Annotated in this window: 13 protein-coding genes and 1 pseudogene; 8 read left to right on the top strand and 6 right to left on the bottom strand. The window is 67.6% G+C overall.

Translation table 11 applies throughout. From position 1 onward, the window contains the following. Positions 1–41: 41 nt before the first annotated feature. The gene (locus AB0I34_RS34985) at positions 42–3,098 is read right to left on the bottom strand and encodes an AAA family ATPase (RefSeq protein WP_360453605.1); all 3,057 of its coding nucleotides are present in this window, start codon (positions 3,096–3,098) and stop codon (positions 42–44) included. A gap of 159 nt (positions 3,099–3,257) precedes the next feature. Next, positions 3,258–3,752, bottom strand: a complete 495-nt coding sequence (locus tag AB0I34_RS34980; protein WP_360453602.1) for a nucleoside kinase — start codon at positions 3,750–3,752, stop codon at positions 3,258–3,260. Between the two features lie 203 nt (positions 3,753–3,955). On the opposite strand from AB0I34_RS34980, the gene AB0I34_RS34975 reads away from it, so the two are divergent. Continuing rightward, positions 3,956–4,945, top strand: coding sequence for an acyltransferase domain-containing protein (locus AB0I34_RS34975; protein ID WP_360453599.1), 990 nt, complete (start codon positions 3,956–3,958; stop codon positions 4,943–4,945). Positions 4,946–4,959: 14 nt separating this feature from the next. Here AB0I34_RS34975 and AB0I34_RS34970 read toward each other — a convergent pair whose 3' ends face one another. Together AB0I34_RS34970 and AB0I34_RS34965 are read right to left on the bottom strand one after the other, a co-directional pair. Beyond that, positions 4,960–5,928, bottom strand: a complete 969-nt coding sequence (locus AB0I34_RS34970; protein ID WP_360453596.1) for a hypothetical protein — start codon at positions 5,926–5,928, stop codon at positions 4,960–4,962. Next, on the bottom strand, positions 5,925–10,604 hold the full coding sequence (locus AB0I34_RS34965; protein WP_360453593.1) for an ATP-binding cassette domain-containing protein: 4,680 nt from the start codon (positions 10,602–10,604) through the stop codon (positions 5,925–5,927). The genes AB0I34_RS34970 and AB0I34_RS34965 overlap by 4 nt, the downstream gene beginning before the upstream one ends. Positions 10,605–10,784: 180 nt before the next feature. Between AB0I34_RS34965 and AB0I34_RS34960 the strand changes: the two genes are divergently transcribed. Genes AB0I34_RS34960 through AB0I34_RS34940 form a run of 5 tightly spaced genes read left to right on the top strand, consistent with a single transcriptional unit; the run spans position 10,785 to position 13,278 of the window. Then, complete coding sequence (locus AB0I34_RS34960) at positions 10,785–11,282, top strand: DNA starvation/stationary phase protection protein (RefSeq protein ID WP_360453590.1); 498 nt, start codon at positions 10,785–10,787, stop codon at positions 11,280–11,282. Continuing rightward, the gene (locus tag AB0I34_RS34955) at positions 11,282–11,878 is read left to right on the top strand and encodes a sulfite oxidase-like oxidoreductase (protein ID WP_360453587.1); all 597 of its coding nucleotides are present in this window, start codon (positions 11,282–11,284) and stop codon (positions 11,876–11,878) included. Before AB0I34_RS34960 ends, AB0I34_RS34955 begins: the two co-directional genes overlap by 1 nt. Next, positions 11,848–12,594: a ferredoxin reductase gene (locus tag AB0I34_RS34950; protein WP_360453585.1), complete on the top strand. Its 747-nt coding sequence runs from the start codon at positions 11,848–11,850 to the stop codon at positions 12,592–12,594. The genes AB0I34_RS34955 and AB0I34_RS34950 overlap by 31 nt, the downstream gene beginning before the upstream one ends. Before the next feature lie 5 nt (positions 12,595–12,599). Next, positions 12,600–12,857: a DUF6510 family protein gene (locus AB0I34_RS34945; protein ID WP_360453582.1), complete on the top strand. Its 258-nt coding sequence runs from the start codon at positions 12,600–12,602 to the stop codon at positions 12,855–12,857. A gap of 37 nt (positions 12,858–12,894) precedes the next feature. Next, positions 12,895–13,278, top strand: a complete 384-nt coding sequence (locus AB0I34_RS34940) for a nuclear transport factor 2 family protein (protein WP_360453579.1) — start codon at positions 12,895–12,897, stop codon at positions 13,276–13,278. 90 nt (positions 13,279–13,368) lie between these two features. Here AB0I34_RS34940 and AB0I34_RS34935 read toward each other — a convergent pair whose 3' ends face one another. After that, the gene (locus tag AB0I34_RS34935) at positions 13,369–14,286 is read right to left on the bottom strand and encodes an NADP-dependent oxidoreductase (protein ID WP_360453576.1); all 918 of its coding nucleotides are present in this window, start codon (positions 14,284–14,286) and stop codon (positions 13,369–13,371) included. 464 nt (positions 14,287–14,750) lie between these two features. On the opposite strand from AB0I34_RS34935, the gene msrB reads away from it, so the two are divergent. Together msrB and msrA are read left to right on the top strand one after the other, a co-directional pair. Further along, on the top strand, positions 14,751–15,230 hold the full coding sequence (gene msrB / locus AB0I34_RS34930; protein WP_360453573.1) for a peptide-methionine (R)-S-oxide reductase MsrB: 480 nt from the start codon (positions 14,751–14,753) through the stop codon (positions 15,228–15,230). Further along, complete coding sequence (msrA, locus tag AB0I34_RS34925) at positions 15,227–15,778, top strand: peptide-methionine (S)-S-oxide reductase MsrA (RefSeq protein WP_360453570.1); 552 nt, start codon at positions 15,227–15,229, stop codon at positions 15,776–15,778. The genes msrB and msrA overlap by 4 nt, the downstream gene beginning before the upstream one ends. Positions 15,779–15,887: 109 nt before the next feature. Here the strand turns inward: msrA and AB0I34_RS34920 are convergent. Continuing rightward, positions 15,888–17,571, bottom strand: a pseudogene (locus tag AB0I34_RS34920) (cytochrome bc complex cytochrome b subunit). Positions 17,572–17,742 lie beyond the last annotated feature (171 nt).

Here is a 17,742-nt window from a genome sequence, read left to right as displayed (position 1 = left end):
AAGGCGCCAGGTCTGATGTGGCGATGCCACACGACTGACGGCTAGCTGTGCCAGGTCGCGGTTTCCTCCGGGCGATAGACGCAGAACCGTCCGGTGGAGACGGCCAACTCGAGGTGTCGCGCCAGCCCGGGGTGGACCTCGCGGATGGCCTTGATCGCGGTCGCGACGCGCATCGCGACGGCCTTGCGAGCCCGTTCGGCCGGGTCCCCGGTCGTCCGCGCCCGGCCACCGAGGCCGTAGGCCGCGGCCAGCTCGCGGACCAGGAAGTCCCGTTCCTCGACGAGTGTGCCGACCCGCTGAGTTGTGCCGTCGCGTTCTGCCTCGGCGATGTCGGTATCGAGTTCGGCCACTCGCCGCTTGTATGCGTCCCTGGCCATACCGTCGAGCACCGGGCCGGTGTCCCCTCCGGCCGCCGTCCGCGGCGGGCCGCCCGCAGCGGCAACCAGGTCGAGGACATGCACCGACGTACCGGGCCGGCCCAGCAACACGGACAGGTCGTGCATTCCCTTCGAATCCGGGACAGTTGCCTCGCCATCCCGCCAGCTCAGGTGCCAGGTTCGCCCGTCCTTTCGGAACACTCCCTCGACGCTCGTGGTCCGTCGTACGGCTCCGCTGATCGCGGCCAGATCCTGCTCCGCTCGGTTCAGCCACGGGACAGCGTTGGCGCCTTGGTACGCCGACACCGCGCTGGACAGCAGGCGTCGCGCGTCACCGATCCTGCCGCGGAACGCCGCCAGCCGGCCGAGGAGATGTGCGGTCACGCCCATCACGCCTCCGCCGATCCCGTCGATCACCCACAGGCCCTCGTACGGCGCGAGCCGCCGAGCCACCTCGTCGGCGACATCGCCACGATCAAGGGCGATGGCCGCATCACCGGTGTGCCACATTCCCTCGAGCCACTCGCAGTCGTCGGGGATCGCATCCAGGCCGCGGCTCATCAGCCGGTCGAAGTATCGCCCGGCTGTGTCGACTTCTCCGGCCGCGGCGAGGTAGCTGGCCAACATGCCCAGGGCAACGGACGACTCGGACACGGTCTTGACGGCCGCATCGATATCGTCGACGAAGTCCGCGGGGAGTACGCCGGCTGTCCGGTGGGTCCACATGCGCAGGGTGAAAACCATGAGTGCGGCGTTGGCACTGCCGGCCCGACGCCCGATCGCCTCGGTCTCGTCGGCGTACCGGGCCGCCGTTTCGAGGTCGCCGGACATCAGTGCCCGCGCTCCACGCCACAGCGGGACGTACCAGGAGTAGAGCGGCAGCATGAGACGGTTCGCCGTACGAGCGAAGGCGTCGATCTCCGCATCGACCTCGGGCCAGTCGCCTCGCTCCATCAGCGCCACCAGGCGGAGGCGACGCGCCAGCAACTGACACGGTGAATCGTGCCCGCGTTCGGCGACCGCGAGCATCCGGCTGGCTGCGGCGAACCTCTCGTCGCGCTCGGCCGGGCCGGCGATGGCGTCGCAGTACGCCGCCAGCGCACCCGACTCGACACAGGGATGGCCGACTCGTTCCGCCATCGCCACGGCGGAGCGGGCCAGCCCGAGCCGCTCGCTCTCCCGGTCGGTCCCCGCATAGGCGAGCGAGAGCCGGGCCATCACCGCAGCCCGCATCCCGCCGTCTCGCTGCGGCAGCGACGCCAGCGCTTCCTCGAGTAGTTCTGTCTGCAGCTCGTCGTACTGCGGCACCTCGAACCCGCTCAGGCCGGCGCCCAGGCCGAGCGCAGCCATCGCCAGGTGACTGGCACGTCCGTTACGCCGCGCCAGTTCCGCGGTCTGCGCGAACGTCTGCCGGGCGCCCTCGAGATCACCGGCGTACATCTGTGCCTCGCCCAGCTCGAGCATCACCTTGGTTCGCTCGATGTCCTTAGCCCGCAGGGCGATCCGGTACGCATCGACCGCCTGCTCGTAGCCCATCCGGTCTCCCGCCGACCGTGCCGCTCGCAGCGCCCATGCCGCGGCACGTTCGGCGGCGTCCGGGCCGAACGCGGCGGACCAGTGCCTGGCCAGCTCACCCGCAGCCTCGCCGTCGTCTCCGGCTGTCTCTTCGAGCTGCTCGGCCAGCGCTCGGTGTAACGAGGCCCGCCGCGCAGTACCGAGCGAGGTCTCCAGCACCTCCTGGACCAGCGCGTGGGCGAACCAGATCCGGTTGTCGACGGGCGGCCCGGCCAGCAACCGGGCGGCTGCAGCCTCCTCGAGCTGAAGGAGAACCGCATCGGCCGATTCGCCGGCGACGGCCATCACGAGGGAAACGTCGGCACCGTTCCCGGCCACCGCCGCAACCTCCAGGATCTGCTGGCAGCCCTGGCTGACGCGGGCGATCCGGTGGGCGAGCACCTCTCGCACACCATCGGGTACGCCGGTCGTCGCCGGCCGGGCCGCGAGCAGCCGGGAGACCTCCCGCACGAAGAACGGGTTCCCGCCGGTGCGACGGTGCACCATGGTCGCCAACTCGTCTGCGGGGGTCTCACCGAGAACCCGCGTCACCAACTCCGCCACCTCGTCGATCCCGAGGCCGTCGAGCCGGATTCGCTGTACTGCGGTCGGTAGATCGCGGACAACGGCCCGCACATCCTCACCGGTCTTCGGCGGCTCGTCACGCCAGGTGGCCACGAGCAGCACACGAAGACCGGGGAGCGCGTCGACGACTTGACGGAGGAGCAGCAACGAGGCGCTGTCGGCCCACTGCAGGTCTTCGAGGATGAGAACGACCGGACCGTCGCCGGAGACCTTCTGCAACGTGTCGATCACCGAAACGAACAGTCTGGCCCGGACACCGGCGTCGCCGCGCAGCACTCCCAGTCCGTCCGCGCCGTGACCGGCAGGCCCGTCGCCGGCGAGCCGATGCTCAGGCGCCAGCTCACGAAGAATCCTTCGCCACGGCCAGAACGGCGGCATGCCGGCGGCCGAACACCAGCCCCAGGCAACGGTGACACCTGATGCGAGAGCACGATCCGCAAGCGCCTCCGCAAGCGTCGTCTTACCCATCCCCGGCTCACCGAGAACGATCGCGGACCGGCCGCGGCCGTCGATGGCCGCAGCCAGCAGGGCGTCGAGCTCAGCCAGTGGCCGGGCCCGGCCAACCATCATCCGTCGCTCCATCCGACGCCTCCCCGCTTCACATGCTAGGCAACCCGGCTCCTGGGGTCAGCACTTCGGACGAAGCGTCCGTGGCCGGTAATGGCCCGTCACTGATCGGGAAGCAGTTGCACCGGAGCGTGGTCGGGTCGGCCCGGTTCGGTTGAGCGCCTGGCCCGTGCGTCAGTGAATGTGGCGAAGGATTTCGTCGACGACAAGTCGGAGCGGTGCGGAGGCATCGATTGCACGTCCCTGAGCAATGCCTTCCTTCGTGTGGTGCAGGCGCCTGATGATGTCTCGTTCCTCTTGCCTTCCGCCCCAGTCGCTGGGGTCGACGAGTACGCGCTCATCAATCCGGCGCATCACAGTGTCAAGGTCGTGGACTTCAAGGACAAAGACACCGTCAAGAAGGTCGATGAACTCCGAAGAGTTCCTGGAGCCACCGCAGAGAAACGTCACCGCCTCGTCCTGGTTGGCGAGCAAGCCCTTGACCTTGGCTAGATCCCAGAGAGGCGGTAGGTGGCTGTCGGATGCGCGGCTACTGGTGTCTTCACCTGGCTCCGGGGCACCGCGGAGTTCCCTGTCGCCATGAACAGCCTGATAGCCCCGTCGCTGCAATTCGTCGCAGACCGTGGTTTTGCCGGTGCCGGATCCGCCGTCAATCAGGTAGTTTCTCACGCCCATTGGTCACCACCAGGTCGTTGCCGTCCGCGAAGCGACACCCTATCGATGCAGCTGACTCATCGCACGGCAATAAGTGCGTGCCCTGCAAGTTGTCGAAGCCTCGCCGGACCAAGCGTTCCCCGCCGGTCCAGACCGCGGACCGCTGATCGATTAGGGTCCGATTGGCTGAGCGTTGGCGGCGCAGGGCGGAGGGTGCGATGACTATCGGTGTCGAGGAGGTGGCCGGGTTCCTCGGGGATGATCCCGCCTTGGTGAAGTGGCTGGGGGAGTTGGAGCGAGCCGGTGAGCCTCGCGACGAGCTCGACGTACCCACGGCCGAGACCGGACTGACACTTCTGCTTCGACTCGGCGTACCGGCGCGGGACGCGGCCGAGATCGTCGGTGGGTTGTCCGATCTGCAGCGCAATCCAGCACTGTCCTGGTTGGTACGACGTTGTGCTCAGCGGACCGTTGCAGATATCGGCGGGTTTCGACCGGGTGGATCGTGGCCGACTTTGCCCGACGGCTGGGGTCGCTACTTCTACGTGTACGTCTTTCTCGCTGTTCTTCCGTCCGTCCGCGCGTACCACGAACAACGTGGCATCCCGGACGACATCTCCTGGGCGACGCTCGCGGCGCTTGGCAGCGCCGTTGAGTCCCATCGGCAACGGCTCGGCACCGGCGGGATCGACGCGCCGTTCTGGATCGACCTGCACTTCCGCGGGGGCATCTATCTGCTTGGCCGGTTGGGATTCAACCGTGGTGACCTGGGATTCCTTGCCCCGGCGGTGCGGGCCGCCGGGCTTCCGTCCGACGAGTCCGATCCGGCACTGGGGGTGCACGCCGCCCCGACCGGAGCCTTGGACCCGGCCGCCTGCGACGCTTCCTTCGCCCTCGCCGGCGAGTTCTTCGCCCGGCATTTCCCCGAGGAGACGTATCGGCTCGCGCGGTGTGGATCGTGGATCCTCGACGAGCAGCTCGCCGAGTACCTGCCGGCCGGCTCCAACATCATCCGCTTCCAACGCCGCTTCCACCTGACGCCCGAGACGCGGGACGGCGACGCCGACATCCTGTCCCGCATCTTCCAGGCCTCACCCGATACCGACCTTGCCACCCTTCCCCGCCGGACGACTCTCCAGCGAGCCGTGATCGATCACCTGCGCGCCGGCCGCCACTGGAAGATCGGCTTCGGCTGGCTCGAACTCTGATCCCCAGCGCATCGCTAGCGGCGCGGGCTGCGCGGGGAAGAAATGGCGGGTTCCTCGTTGCCGATCCAATCACCGTCCTTGAGGCGGCGAAGGCTGGTTTCGAGGTCGAGAGACAACCAGCCGGCGAGCTGCGGATGGGTGGGGTGTTGCCACATGCCGTACGGGCCGCGCAGCGTCTCCAGGTAGTCGACGAGGTCATGGACCCGGGAGGCGCCGCAACGGGAGGCTAGGTCGAGCAGGAAGGCGAGGTCGTGCGTGGCGTAGAACGTCACTTGTCCCATCGCTCGTTCAAGCCCGACCAGTCGGGACACCTCCCACCCGAGGGTCGACGTGTCTCGGGTCTCGCGGGCGAGGAGGTGGTCGACGCCGATCCGGGCGACGTCGGATCGCCGTCGCTCAGGGTGCATCGCCAGGCAGGCGACGGCGCCGGTCGTCGCCGATCGGCAACCGAGCCCACGGGGCAGCCGGCGGTACTCCTTCTCCGGCGGCGTCGGGCGGCCGCCCTGTCCGAGGTCGGCTTTCGGGCCGGACGGCCAGGATCCGTCCTCGAGGCGGACGTCGAGGAGCCACTGGTAGGCATGCTCGGCACGGGGATCAGCGGCGAAGCCGGCGGCGGCGATCCCGCGCAGCGGTGCGACCGTCTGCATGGTGATGAAGCGAGGACCTTCGATCGGGCCGGCGTCGGCAGGCGGAATCGACCACGAGCCATCCGGCTGCTGCTCGCCGAAGATCTTCTCGACCGAGGTCGCCATGGCAGGCCCGCGGTAGCCGAGGTAGGCCAACTGACAGAGCAGATAGCCCGCGACATAAGGCCCGGCCGCAGCCAACCGCTCGACGAGTACGTCGAGCTCCGCGCTCCGATCGATCTCGCTACGCCACGCGCTGACCTCGGCGTCGTCGTCGGTGGCGCCCTCCAGTTCGCGGGCTGCCCGCCAACGCAGCGACGGGGACGGGTCGCCGAGCAGCAGGGTGCCGACGTTCATGGCAGCACCCCGGCAAGGTGGGGCGCGGTGGCGGTGCCGGCTTCGATGAACTCGTCGGGCGGGCCTTCGAACACGATCCGGCCACCGTCCGGTCCGGCGCCCGGGCCGAGCTCGATGAGCCAGTCGCAGGCGGCGAGGAAGGCCGGATCGTGCTCGACGACGAGCACGCTGTTGCCGGCGGCAATGAGCGTGTCGAGCGTGCGGACGAGCACCGCGACGTCGGTGGCCTGGAGGCCGACGGTGGGTTCGTCGAGCACGTACAGGGCGGTCGACTTCGTCGTACGGGCGAACTCCTTGGCAAGCTTGAGCCGCTGCGCTTCGCCGCCCGACAGGCTCCAGCCCGGCTGGCGTACGACGAGGTAGCCCAGCCCGAGTGCGACGGCAGCCCCGCCCACCCGGCGTACCGCGTCGAGGTCGCCCCACTCGTCGACCAGCTCGGCGATCGTGAGGGCTTCGATGTCGGTGAGGCTCCGGCCCCGATGGAGCAGGGTGGCGGCCTCGTGGCGGTACCCGGATCCGCCGCAGGCATCGCAGGTCTGCGGCACCGACGGCAGGAACGACATGTCCTGCTGCCACGCCCCTTTGCCCTTGCAGGCGTCGCATTGATAGGTCAGATCCTTGATCGTGATGCCCTGCTCCACGGCCGCCTCGCTCGCGGCGAACTCCTTGCGGACGGCACCGATCAGCCCGAGGAACATCCCCGGTGAGGTGATCTCGGCCCGGGACTGATCGGCCACGACCGTTCGTTTGGGCGCCCCGGCGATGGAGTCGTGATCGCCGGGCCGGACGCGGATCACGCCGCGGCCAGGAATGTTGGTCTTCGGCCGGGTCAGGCCCAGCGCGATGGTGTCGACGACGAGTGACGACTTACCCGAGCCGGACACCCCGCAGACGCCGACGAGTACGCCGAGTGGCACGCGGACGGCGAGTCCGTCGAGGTTGTTCTCCCGTGCTCCGGTGACCTGCATCCAACCCGTCGGCTCCCGACGGCAGTCGCGGTGCATCGCCGCTACCTGTCCTTCCAGAACCGCCCGCGTCACCGACTGCGGGCTGTCCAGCTCGACCAGGCGACCACCAGATCGGCCGGGACCGGGGCCGATCTCGATCACGTCGTCCGCCGCGCGGATGATGATCGGATCGTGTTCGACGGCGATGACAGTGTTGCCGGCGGCCCGCAACTCGGTCAGGGTCCGGGCCAGGGCGGTCACCTCCGAGGGGTGCAGACCCCTTGAGGGTTCGTCCAGCAGGACCGTCATCCCGACCAGTCCGTCGCCGAGCACCGACGCCAGCTTGATGCGTTGCGCTTCGCCGGCCGACAGCGTCCAGGTCGTCCGGTTCAGCTGGAGGTAGCCCAGCCCGACGGCACGCAGGAAGGCGAGTCGACGCAGCGCGATGGTCCGCGCCTCTGCCGCCTGCGGATCCTCAGGTACGTCGATCGATGTCAGGACGGCCTCCAGATCGGCGAGCGAGCTCGAGAAGAGCTCATCCCGCCCGCGGCCTTGGAGGCGGATCGCCAGGTACGGCGTACGCAGCTGCCGGCCACCGCACTCCCGGCACGGAAACACGGTCGACTCCTTGCCCCCGACGTCGTTCGCGGCCCACACGTTCAACCCACGCCAGAACGCGTCGCCGTACAGCACGGCGTGTTGGGCCTCGTCACTCAACGCCTTCCAGGGGGTGCGGTCGAAGTCGAACCGGTAGCGCTCGGCCAGTGACCGCATCGGTGGCTCCTCGCCGCGGGTTGTGCCGAACCAGGCCAGACTGCCGCCGAAGACGCCGCCGTAGACGGGCAGGTCCGGGTCCACGATCAACTTGGTGAAGTCGAACTCCCGCTCGACCCCGAGTCCCAGGCACTGCGGACAGGTCGACACCGGTGACCCCACCAGATGACGCGGCTCGATCGGCACCGCGGTGGTCCCGCAGTCGTCGCAGATCCACGCTGTCTCCGGCTTCTGCGACGTACGGCGTACTGTGTCGCGGCCGCAGGCAAGGCACGTGCGGACACCTGCCCGGGCGATGATCACGGCCAGCAGACGGTCGAGGTCGGTGGACCGGCCAACGGTCACCCGGTCGGCATCCCAGACGGAGAAGCCCGGCCCGTGCGCGTCGAACATCAGGCCGGACGCGTCGATGCCCATCGTCGGGCCCAGGCCGGTCAGTGACTCGACCGGAGCCTCCGGTCCCTCGCGGACCGACTGGCGCTCGTAGACAGACAGGCACTCGAGCAGGCGCCTGGTCGCCTCGGACTCGACGACGTCGTGGACCAACGACGACTTGCCCGAACCGGAGACGCCCGTCACGACAGTGAACCGGCCCTTGGCGAAATCGACGTCGACGCCCTGCAGGTTGTGGGCGCGGGCGCCGCGCACACGGACGGCATCGCTGGACCGGCGGTCGGTGCGCGGCTTGGCGCGAGGCCGCACCTGCGGCTGCTTCTCGGCAACGGGCGGCCCGCAGTGCTGCAGGCGTCCACCATCGGGACCACCGCCCGGCCCCAGGTCGATGCGCCAGTCGGCGGCGGCAATCACGTCCGGCTGGTGCTCGACCACGACCACCGTGCAGCCCTTGTCCGTCAGCCGGTCGAGCACCGCGAGCAATCGATCGAGGTCGCCCGGGTGCAGACCCGTTGTGGGCTCGTCGAGCAGCACCAAGTCGCCGGACCGCGCCTTGGCCACTTCGCGGGCCAGCCGCACGCGCTGGGCTTCCCCACCGGAAAGGCTCGGAGACGGCTGCCCGAGCGTCAGGTAGCCCAGCCCAACCTCCTGCAGGGATCCCAGGATGCGGGTCACCGACGGGTGCTCGACGAACATCGCGGTGGCCTCGTCAACACTCAGCGCCAACACATCGGCGATCGACCGACCCGCCCAGGTCGCCTCGAGGACCTCAGGTCGGTAGCGCCGGCCATCGCAGGCCTCGCACGGGACCCAGATCGGCGCCAGATAGCTCATGCCGATCGCCACCGATCCCATCCCCTCACAGTCCGGGCAGGCGCCCTCGGCCCGGTTGAAGGTGAAGTCCGATGCCGAGCGTCCGGTCTCGCTCGCGAAGACGTCGCGGATCCGGTCGAGCACCTTGGTGTACGTCGCCGGATTCGACCGGGGGTTGTTGCCCAGCGGCGCCTGATCCACCGCACGAGCCCGTGTCGACGGCGCGTCGAATCTCGCGCAGCCGACCGGGCCATGCTCGCGCAAGGACGCCAACAGCACCTCCTGGCTCAGGGTGGTCTTGCCTGCTCCTGACGGCCCAGTGATCACCGTCAGCGATCCGAGCGGGATCTCGCAGTCGACGGCGCGGAGGTTGCGCAGGCTCGCCCCGGTGACGCGGATCCGGTCAGCGGCAACCGGACGTCGTGATCGCTGCCGACGAGCGCCGGCGGAGAAGCCGGTGCCCGACGCCGTACCAGCCTTCCACAGATCCGCGGGCGGGCCTTGGAACACCAGTCGTCCGCCGGCGTCTCCGCCGCCAGGCCCGATCTCCACGACGTCGTCGGCCATGGCGACAGCCAGCGGGTCGTGTTCGACCATCAGCACCGGACCCGGCAGGGCGGCAATGGCGTCGAGCAGTCGACGAAGATCACTGTGATGCAGCCCGATGGTCGGCTCGTCCAGAACGTGCAGGAGGTCTTCGAGACGCCCCGACAGCACGACAGCGAGCCGGGTACGTTGCGCCTCGCCGCGTGACAGCGTCGGCATCGACCGGTCGAGGGCGAGGTAGCCAAGGCCCAACTCTCGCAGCGGACGCAGGCGTCGCAGCAACTCCTCCTGAATGCGTCGAGCGCGCGACCCGAACGGGAGCCGCTGCACGAACTCGAGAACCTCGGTCACCGATCGGCCGATCAGCTCCTGGAACGTGATCCCGTCGATGCGATGCGACGAGGTGTCGTTGTCACCGCGGAAGGCCGACGGCGCGAGTGGCCGGACCCACGCGCCGCAGTGCGGGCAGATCGGCGCCCGCAGGACCGGCGTACCGCCGAGCAGCACTTCGGGTCGGCCCAACGCATCGGCCCGCTCCAGGGTGGCCCGGACCTCGGCTGCCCGCAGGTCGGGCCGAAGGGTGGCTACTCGTACGACGATGTCGTGAGGACGCAGCGGGTCGAGCCGCGCGGGTGTTGCCGTCCACGGGCGTCCGTCGACGGTGACGTGGGCGAACTCTCCTCGGATGCCGTCCAGCAGACGCGCGTGACTTCCCACCAGCCCTCGCACGATCGCGACATCGACGTCGAGACTGTCGTTGTGGGCGAGCAGGTCCAGCGCGGTGGTGAGGCGCTCCTCGGCGGACAGCGCTCGGACCGGCACGTGGCAGTGGGGGCAGGTGACCTCGGCAAACCGTGAGTACAGGATCCGCAGGAACGGGTGCAGCCCGACCGACGTCGCCAGCGTCGAGGCTGGGTTCCGGTTGAGGACGTTCTGGGCAACCGCCACCGCCGGACCCAGACCGTCGACGCGCCGGACCCTCGCCGCGGGAACCCGCGCGCTGTTGCCGCCGAGCGCCAACGACTCGACGAACCGGCGACGCGCCTCGGCGTACACCAGGTCGAACGCCAACGACGACTTACCCGACCCCGACACGCCGACGACCGCGGTCAGCCCCGGCCCGAACGAGACATCGACATCGCGCAGATTGTGCTCAGCCGCGCCAAGTACATCGACGAACCGCTCGTTCCCGCGCCTCCGCACACGAGCACGCCCAACCGCACCGTCTCCCGCGATTCGGCGATCCACCCCGCCATCCTTGCAGCTCCCTACGACCAGAAACGACAAGCACGACGCCCAGGCCCGGACCAGCTGCTGGCTGGCGATTGGTCCAGGTGGTGGGGAAAGGTCGGGCGGTGGCCGTGACACAGGGGAGATATGTCTATGGAATCTGTTGCGAACTCGGTGCAGTTGCCGCCGCTGGACAATCCGAACGAGCGGGCGGCGGTTGGTGAGGAGCTGCAGCTCGTGCTGCAGGATCTGATCGATCTGTCGCTCATCGGGAAGCAGTTGCACTGGAGCGTGGTCGGGGCGGCCGCCCATGGGGTGCATCTGTTCCTCGATGAGTTGGTCGAGCAGTGGCGCGAACTCGCGGATGTCGTCGCCGAGCGTGCAGTGACGTTGGGGTTTGTCCCGGATGGGCAGAGCTCGGCGGTGGCGGCCGGATCACGTGTCGAACCTGTCGTGGTGCGGTCGCTGGCCGATCATGCAGTGGTCTGGGAGCTGGGTCGGCGGGTGGCGGCGGTGGCTGAGCGGATCCGTGCACGGCTGGGCTCGGTCGGTGCGGCGGATCTGGTGACGCAGGACGTACTGATCAGGGTGGTCGGGATGCTGGAGAAGCAGCAATGGCTGTTGCGTGTGCAGCTTGGTGAGAAGGCCTGATGGCTGTCACCAGAGGGTTCCAGGGCCGGCGCGCCGCAGACCCTTCGCGGGTACCGCCCGGCCAGTACGTCACGCGAGACTTCCCTGTGTTGTCGGCCGGGCCGACCCCGTTCACGCAGCTGGACACGTGGGATTTCACGATCCGTGGGGCCGTGGACAAGCCGGTCTCGTGGTCGTGGACGGAGTTCCAGGCGTTGCCCCGCGAGAAGGTCACCGTCGACATCCACTGCGTGACGAAGTGGACGAAACTGGACATGACCTGGTCGGGGGTCTCTCTCGACACCATCCTCGATGCGGTGCCGACCCAGGCACTTCATGCCCTGGCGTTCTCCGACGGCGGCTACACCACAAACATTCCGCTGGCGGACTTGCGAGGTGGAAAGGCCTGGATCGCCGACGAGTACGACGGGCGGCCGCTCGATCCGGAGCATGGTGGGCCGGCGCGTCTGCTGGTACCGCACCTGTACTTCTGGAAGAGCGCGAAGTGGATCCGTGGGTTGGACCTGCGGACCGACGATCAGCCCGGCTTCTGGGAGATGTTCGGCTATCACAACTATGGAGACCCGTGGAAAGAGCAGCGCTACTACGGCGACTGACGTGGCAGACCGGCACGGTGATCGCGACGACCTTCGAGACGCCGCGGGTGAAGACCATCGCGCTCGCCGTACCTGATTGGCCTGGGCACCGTGCGGGTCAGCACGTGGATGTGCGGCTGACAGCGCCTGATGGATATCAGACGCAGCGGAGCTACTCGATCGCGTCGGCGCCGGAGGACGACTACCTGTCGCTCACTGTCGAGCGACTCGACGACGGTGAGGTGTCTCCCTATCTGGTCGACGAGTTGCGAGAAGGCGACGAGCTCGAGTTCCGTGGTCCGATCGGCGGGCATTTCGTCTGGGACAACTTCGGTGGCCCGTTGTTCCTGGTGGCCGGCGGATCTGGAGTAGTTCCCTTGCGGTCGATGCTTCGGCATCACCGTGCCATCGGTAGCCACGTGCCGGTTCGCGTGCTGTGCTCGGCGCGCTCGCTCGAACTGCTGATCTATCGTGAGGAGCTCATGAAGATGGCGACCTGCGACCTCATCGATGTCTCGATCACACTGACTCGTGAGGCTCCGAGTAGCTGGCGTGGGTACTGCGGACGCATCGACACGGCGCTCTTGTCCACGGCCGGATGGGCAGCTGATGAGGAGCCGCTCACCTATGTCTGCGGACCAACAGCGTTTGTCGAGACGGCGGCGGCCGGGTTGGTGGCCTTGGGGTACGACGCGGCACGGATCCGGACCGAACGCTTCGGCGGGACAGGGGTGTGACGAAGATGGGGACTCTCGATGGCAATGCTCTGGCTGGTGTCATGCATGATCTCTTTGCGCGAGACATGACGACCGCGGGATACGAGTGCACGAGTTGTCGCCGCACCGGAGTCGTGGCGGAGATGGTGGTGTACATGTCAGGACCCGGCACGGTGGCCCGTTGCAGGGACTGCGACACGATCCTGCTGATGCTCACTGAACGCCACGGGATGTACTGCATCGACATGCCTGGGATGGCACAGACAGCGCTCCCGCCGGCCTAGCCCTGGCTGCCTTCAGCCTTACCTTGAAAGGAACCTGATGACCATTCAGACCCCGCCCGATCCGACCGCCGCCGAACTGGCGAAGCACCTGCCGCACGCGATCACGACGTACCTGCGCGAGGCCGATCCCCAGCACAAGGCGAACGCTCACGACTTGCTGTCGGCCTTCGCGACCGACGCCACCGTCATCGACGACGACGGCAAGACCTACACCGGTCACGAGGAGATCCACCGCTGGCGGGAGACCGAGACCAGCGAGTACACCTACACGGTCGAGGTCAGCCACGTCGAGAAGTTCGACGACACCCGCTACGTCGTCACCAATCACCTGGAGGGCGACTTCCCCGGCGGCGTCGTCGACATCATCTACCGCTTCACCCTCGCGAACGACCTCATCACCAAGCTCGAGATCGCTCCCTGACTCCTGAACGTCTCGTCCTTCAACGGTGCTGATGAACGGCCTTCGGCCGGCCGCTCGTCAGCACCGTTGTCTCCGTATCGCCAGGTATGGCTACGGGCGAAGGCGGATGATCGTCTTTCCCTTGCTCCGCTCGGTGGGATTGAAAGCGGCCACGGCCTCTTCGAGAGTCGCCACGGTGCCGATGTTCGTCCGCAGCCGCCCGTCCCGCACCCGCTGGACGATCTCGCTCAGTTGGGTGCGATCGGCCTCGACAACGAAATCCACCGCCAGGCCGTCGGCCGGCCGCGCCTCGACCGGGCCGACGACGGACACCAGCGTCCCTCCGGTCTTGATCAGCGCCGCGGAGCGTCTCTGGATGTCTCCGCCGATGACATCGAAGACCAGGTCAACTCCGCCAACGTCTTCGAGCGAGTCGTTGGCGAGGTCGACGAATTCCTGTGCGCCGAAGTCGAGGGCCTTTTTCTGGTCGGCGGCGCGTCCGGTGCCGATGACGTAGGCGCCGGCCTCGTGGGCGAGTTGGGTGACCAATGAACCGACTGCGCCGGCCGCGCCGTGCACGAGGACGCTCTGGCCCGCCTGGACGCGCCCGTGCTGGAACAGTCCTTGCCAGGCGGTCAGCCCTGAGATCGGCAGGCTCGCGCCTACCGTGAAGTCGACGTCGCCCGGGAGCGGTGCCAGGTTGCGTGCCTCGATCGCCACGTACTCCGCCAGGGTGCCGTCGCGATGCCAGTCGGCGAGGCCGAACACCCGCTGTCCCACTGACAGCCCTGTCGTGCCGTAGCCGAGGGCGGTGACCACTCCGGCCAGCTCGTGCCCGGGGATCGACGGTGCTCGGTCACGGTCGGCGCGATCGGTCCAGGTCGAAGGCCACTCCAGCTCGGTCGCGACGTACCCCGAGGCATGAACTTCAACGACGACGTCGTTGATCGCTGCCGGCGGCTCTGGCCGCTCCGCCAGCGTCATCCCGGCCGTTCCCGCGGCCTTGTCCGTCACCACAATCGCCCTCATCCGGCACCTCCTTGTATCCAGTCTTCGCCTACACGCGATTTCAGCTCGTTAAGCGTTGGCGGCACCACACCCTCGACGTCTTACCACGCAGGGGGATACCGCTGGACGCGATGGCGTCTGGCTCCGCGAGATCGTTTCGATGCACGCCGTAAGATCCGTGCCCAACTAACCACTAACCTCTGTGCCGAGCTACTCGCGGCCGGAGTCGATGCTGCCGAGCACTTTCCCGGATCGGCGCCGCACCTCGCCGCCTGTGGACGATGCTGACGGACTGTAGGCCGCTCTGCAGGACGACGAGCTGCACACGCGGCGACGATGACGCGCAGCGCGCATATTCCGGACCTGACCCGTACGAACTGAGATCGCGGTCACCAGCGAGTTCTCTGGAGCCCGGGACCAAAACCATTCTCTGCAGTGTTGTTCCCAATGACGGCACAGGTCGCGACACCAGAAGAGGAGAAACCGTGTCACACGACTACAGAAAGACTCCTGAGGCGCTCAGCCGCCTCACCGACAGCCAGTTCCGTGTCACTCAGAAGGGCGGGACCGAGCCGGCGTTCCACAACGAGTACTGGAACAACCACGAGCTGGGGATCTATGTGGATGTGGTCTCCGGCCAGCCCCTGTTCTCGTCGACCGACAAGTACGACAGCGGCACGGGATGGCCGAGTTTCACCAGGCCGATCGTGGCTGACGCCGTACGCACGGAGACGGACGGGTCGCTCGGGATGATCCGCACGGAGGTGCGGTCCGCCGGAGCCGACAGCCACCTTGGCCACGTTTTCGGTGACGGCCCCGTCGACGCCGGTGGCCAGCGGTACTGCATGAACTCCGCCGCGCTGCGCTTCATCCCGGTCTCCGAGCTCGAGGCGCAGGGGTACGGCGAGTTCCGGTCGCTGTTCGAGACGGCCGACACCACCAGCACGGAGGAGCACGCATCATGACCAGTGGAATTCACGACACCGGACAGGTCACCCGCAAGCCGGGCACTGAGACAGCCGTCCTCGCCGGAGGGTGTTTCTGGGGTATGGAAGACCTCATTCGCCGGCAGACCGGCGTGCTCGACACGCGCGTCGGATACACCGGCGGGCAGAACGATCACGCGACGTACCGCAATCATCCTGGGCACGCGGAAGCGGTCGAGATCGTCTTCGACCCGGCGCAGACGACGTACCGTGACATCCTCGCGTTCTTCTTCCAGATCCACGACCCGTCGACCCTGAACCGCCAGGGCAACGACATCGGCACGAGCTACCGCTCGGCGATCTTTCCGCTCACTCCCGAGCAGGACGAGGTCGCTCGCGACACGATCGCCGACGTCGATGCGTCAGGCCTGTGGCCGGGCAGGGCCGTGACGACGGTCGAGCCCGCAGGGCCGTTCTGGGAGGCCGAGCCCGAGCACCAGGACTACCTGATCACGTACCCGGCCGGCTACACCTGCCACTTTGTGCGCCCGGACTGGGTGCTTCCGCGGCGCACCACAGCGGCCTGATTCCTTGAATCCGAGGGCGTGCACATCGCTGAGGCGATGCGCACGCCCTCAGCCGCTCCATCGTGAACGACGGCAGTGATGCCCATTCGCACCTTGGTCGGGAGGACCGTTACTCGCTGACTGCGTGGGTGTCGCTGGTGACCTCTCGGTAGGTCTCCGTGTCCTCGGTCAGCTCGTGGATTTCGTCGGCGTCGTGCGCGTGTGCGGTCTCGAGCTCGTGCGCGGTCGGCTTCTGCACCGCGTCGGCGAAGTAGAACCGGGACAACCGGGCACGCACCGTGCGCAGGGTCCGGCGCGGGGCGCGGACCGCCGTTGTCGTCGGTCTCCGCGCCGAGTTCGTGCGGTAGAACCCGTTCCCGCGCGGTGAGCGAGTACGCCTCGTACGTCGAGATCGGCTGGTGCTTCTCGGTGTACTTGCCCTCGGGCGACCGGACGATGACACCGGTCTCCAGACCATGCAGCAACCGCTCCCGGTCGGCCCGCTGGAGGGAGATCGCCCAGCGCCGTGTGATCCAGAAGGCCAGCATCGGGCCGAGGATCACCGCGAACCGCAGAAACCAGGTGACGCTGTTCAGCGAGAGGCCGAAGTGGGTGGCGACCACGTCGTTACCACCACCGATCCACAGCAGCGCGTAGAAGGCGATGAAGGCGACGCCAATACCGGTCCGGGTCGGCGCATCCCGCGGCCGGTCGAGCAGGTGGTGTTCGCGCTTGTCACCGGTGATCCAGCTTTCGATGAACGGATAGAGCGCGACCAGGGTGACGAAGGCGGGCGGGATGATCAGCGCGGGGATGATCAGGTTCCAGCTCAGCGTGATGCCCCAGAAGTGCGACTCGAAGCCGGGGAAGATCCGGACCGAGCCTTCCAGCCAGCCCATGTACCAGTCGGGCTGCGATCCGGCGGTGACTTCGGCCGGGTTGTACGGCCCGTAGAGCCAGACCGGGTTGATCTGGATCAGTGCGCCCATCAGTGCGGTGACGCCGAAGTTCACGAAGAAGAAGCCGCCGGCCTTGGCGACGTAGTCAGGGAAGAACGGGTAGCCGACGACGTTGCGCTCCGTGCGGCCGGGACCGGCCCACTGCGTGTGCTTGTGGTACACGATCAGGAAGAGATGGGCAGCGATCAGTGCCAGCAGGAGACCCGGAAGGAGAAGCACGTGAACGGTGAAGAACCGCGGAACGAACGTGTCGCCGGGGAACTCACCGCCGAAGATGAAGAAGTTCAGGTACGTCCCGATCACCGGTGACGCTTGGATCATGCCGTTGGTGATCCGTAGACCGGTGCCGGACAGCAGGTCGTCGGGGAGGCCGTAGCCGATGAAGCCCTCGACGATGCCGAGGAACAGTGTCCCGAAGCCGATCAGCCAGTTCAGCTCACGCGGCTTGCGGAACGCACCGGTGAAGAAGACGCGCAGCAGGTGCACCATCATCGAGGCGATGAACAGGACCGCCGCCCAGTGGTGGATCTGTCGCATCAGCAGACCACCGCGGACCTCGAACGAGATGTGCAGGGTCGAGGCGTACGCCTCCGACATGTGCAGGCCCTTGAGCAGGCTGTACGAACCCTGGTACTCGACCTCGGCCATCGACGGCTTGAACCAGAAGGTCAGGAAGATGCCGGTGAGGATCAGGATGACGAAGCTGTAGAGCGCGACCTCGCCGAGAAGATAGGACCAGTGCTCCGGGTAGACCTTCCGCAGCCCTCCCGACCCGTCCTTCTTCGCACCAGATCTGAGGAGGCCCAAACGCGAGTCGAGCCACTCGACCGGTGTGGGGAGTTGCTGGTCAGCCATTGCGTTCACCTTCGGGTCGGGAGTCGGTGAGTGTGGCATCTGGGAACTATATCGTCCACTTACGGTTTCGTGAGCCTCTGTCAACTAACGGATCTGTCGCGCTTGCCTTAGGCGTTCAATGGACGATATCGTCCACTGACTCTGGGTGCCACGACAATCTGCGGGAGACGC

Source organism: Kribbella sp. NPDC050281, assembly GCF_040655855.1.
In the GTDB taxonomy this organism is placed as follows: domain Bacteria; phylum Actinomycetota; class Actinomycetes; order Propionibacteriales; family Kribbellaceae; genus Kribbella.
Note: the sequence above shows the minus strand (reverse complement) of the source record. Positions and strands in the feature narration are given on the sequence as shown.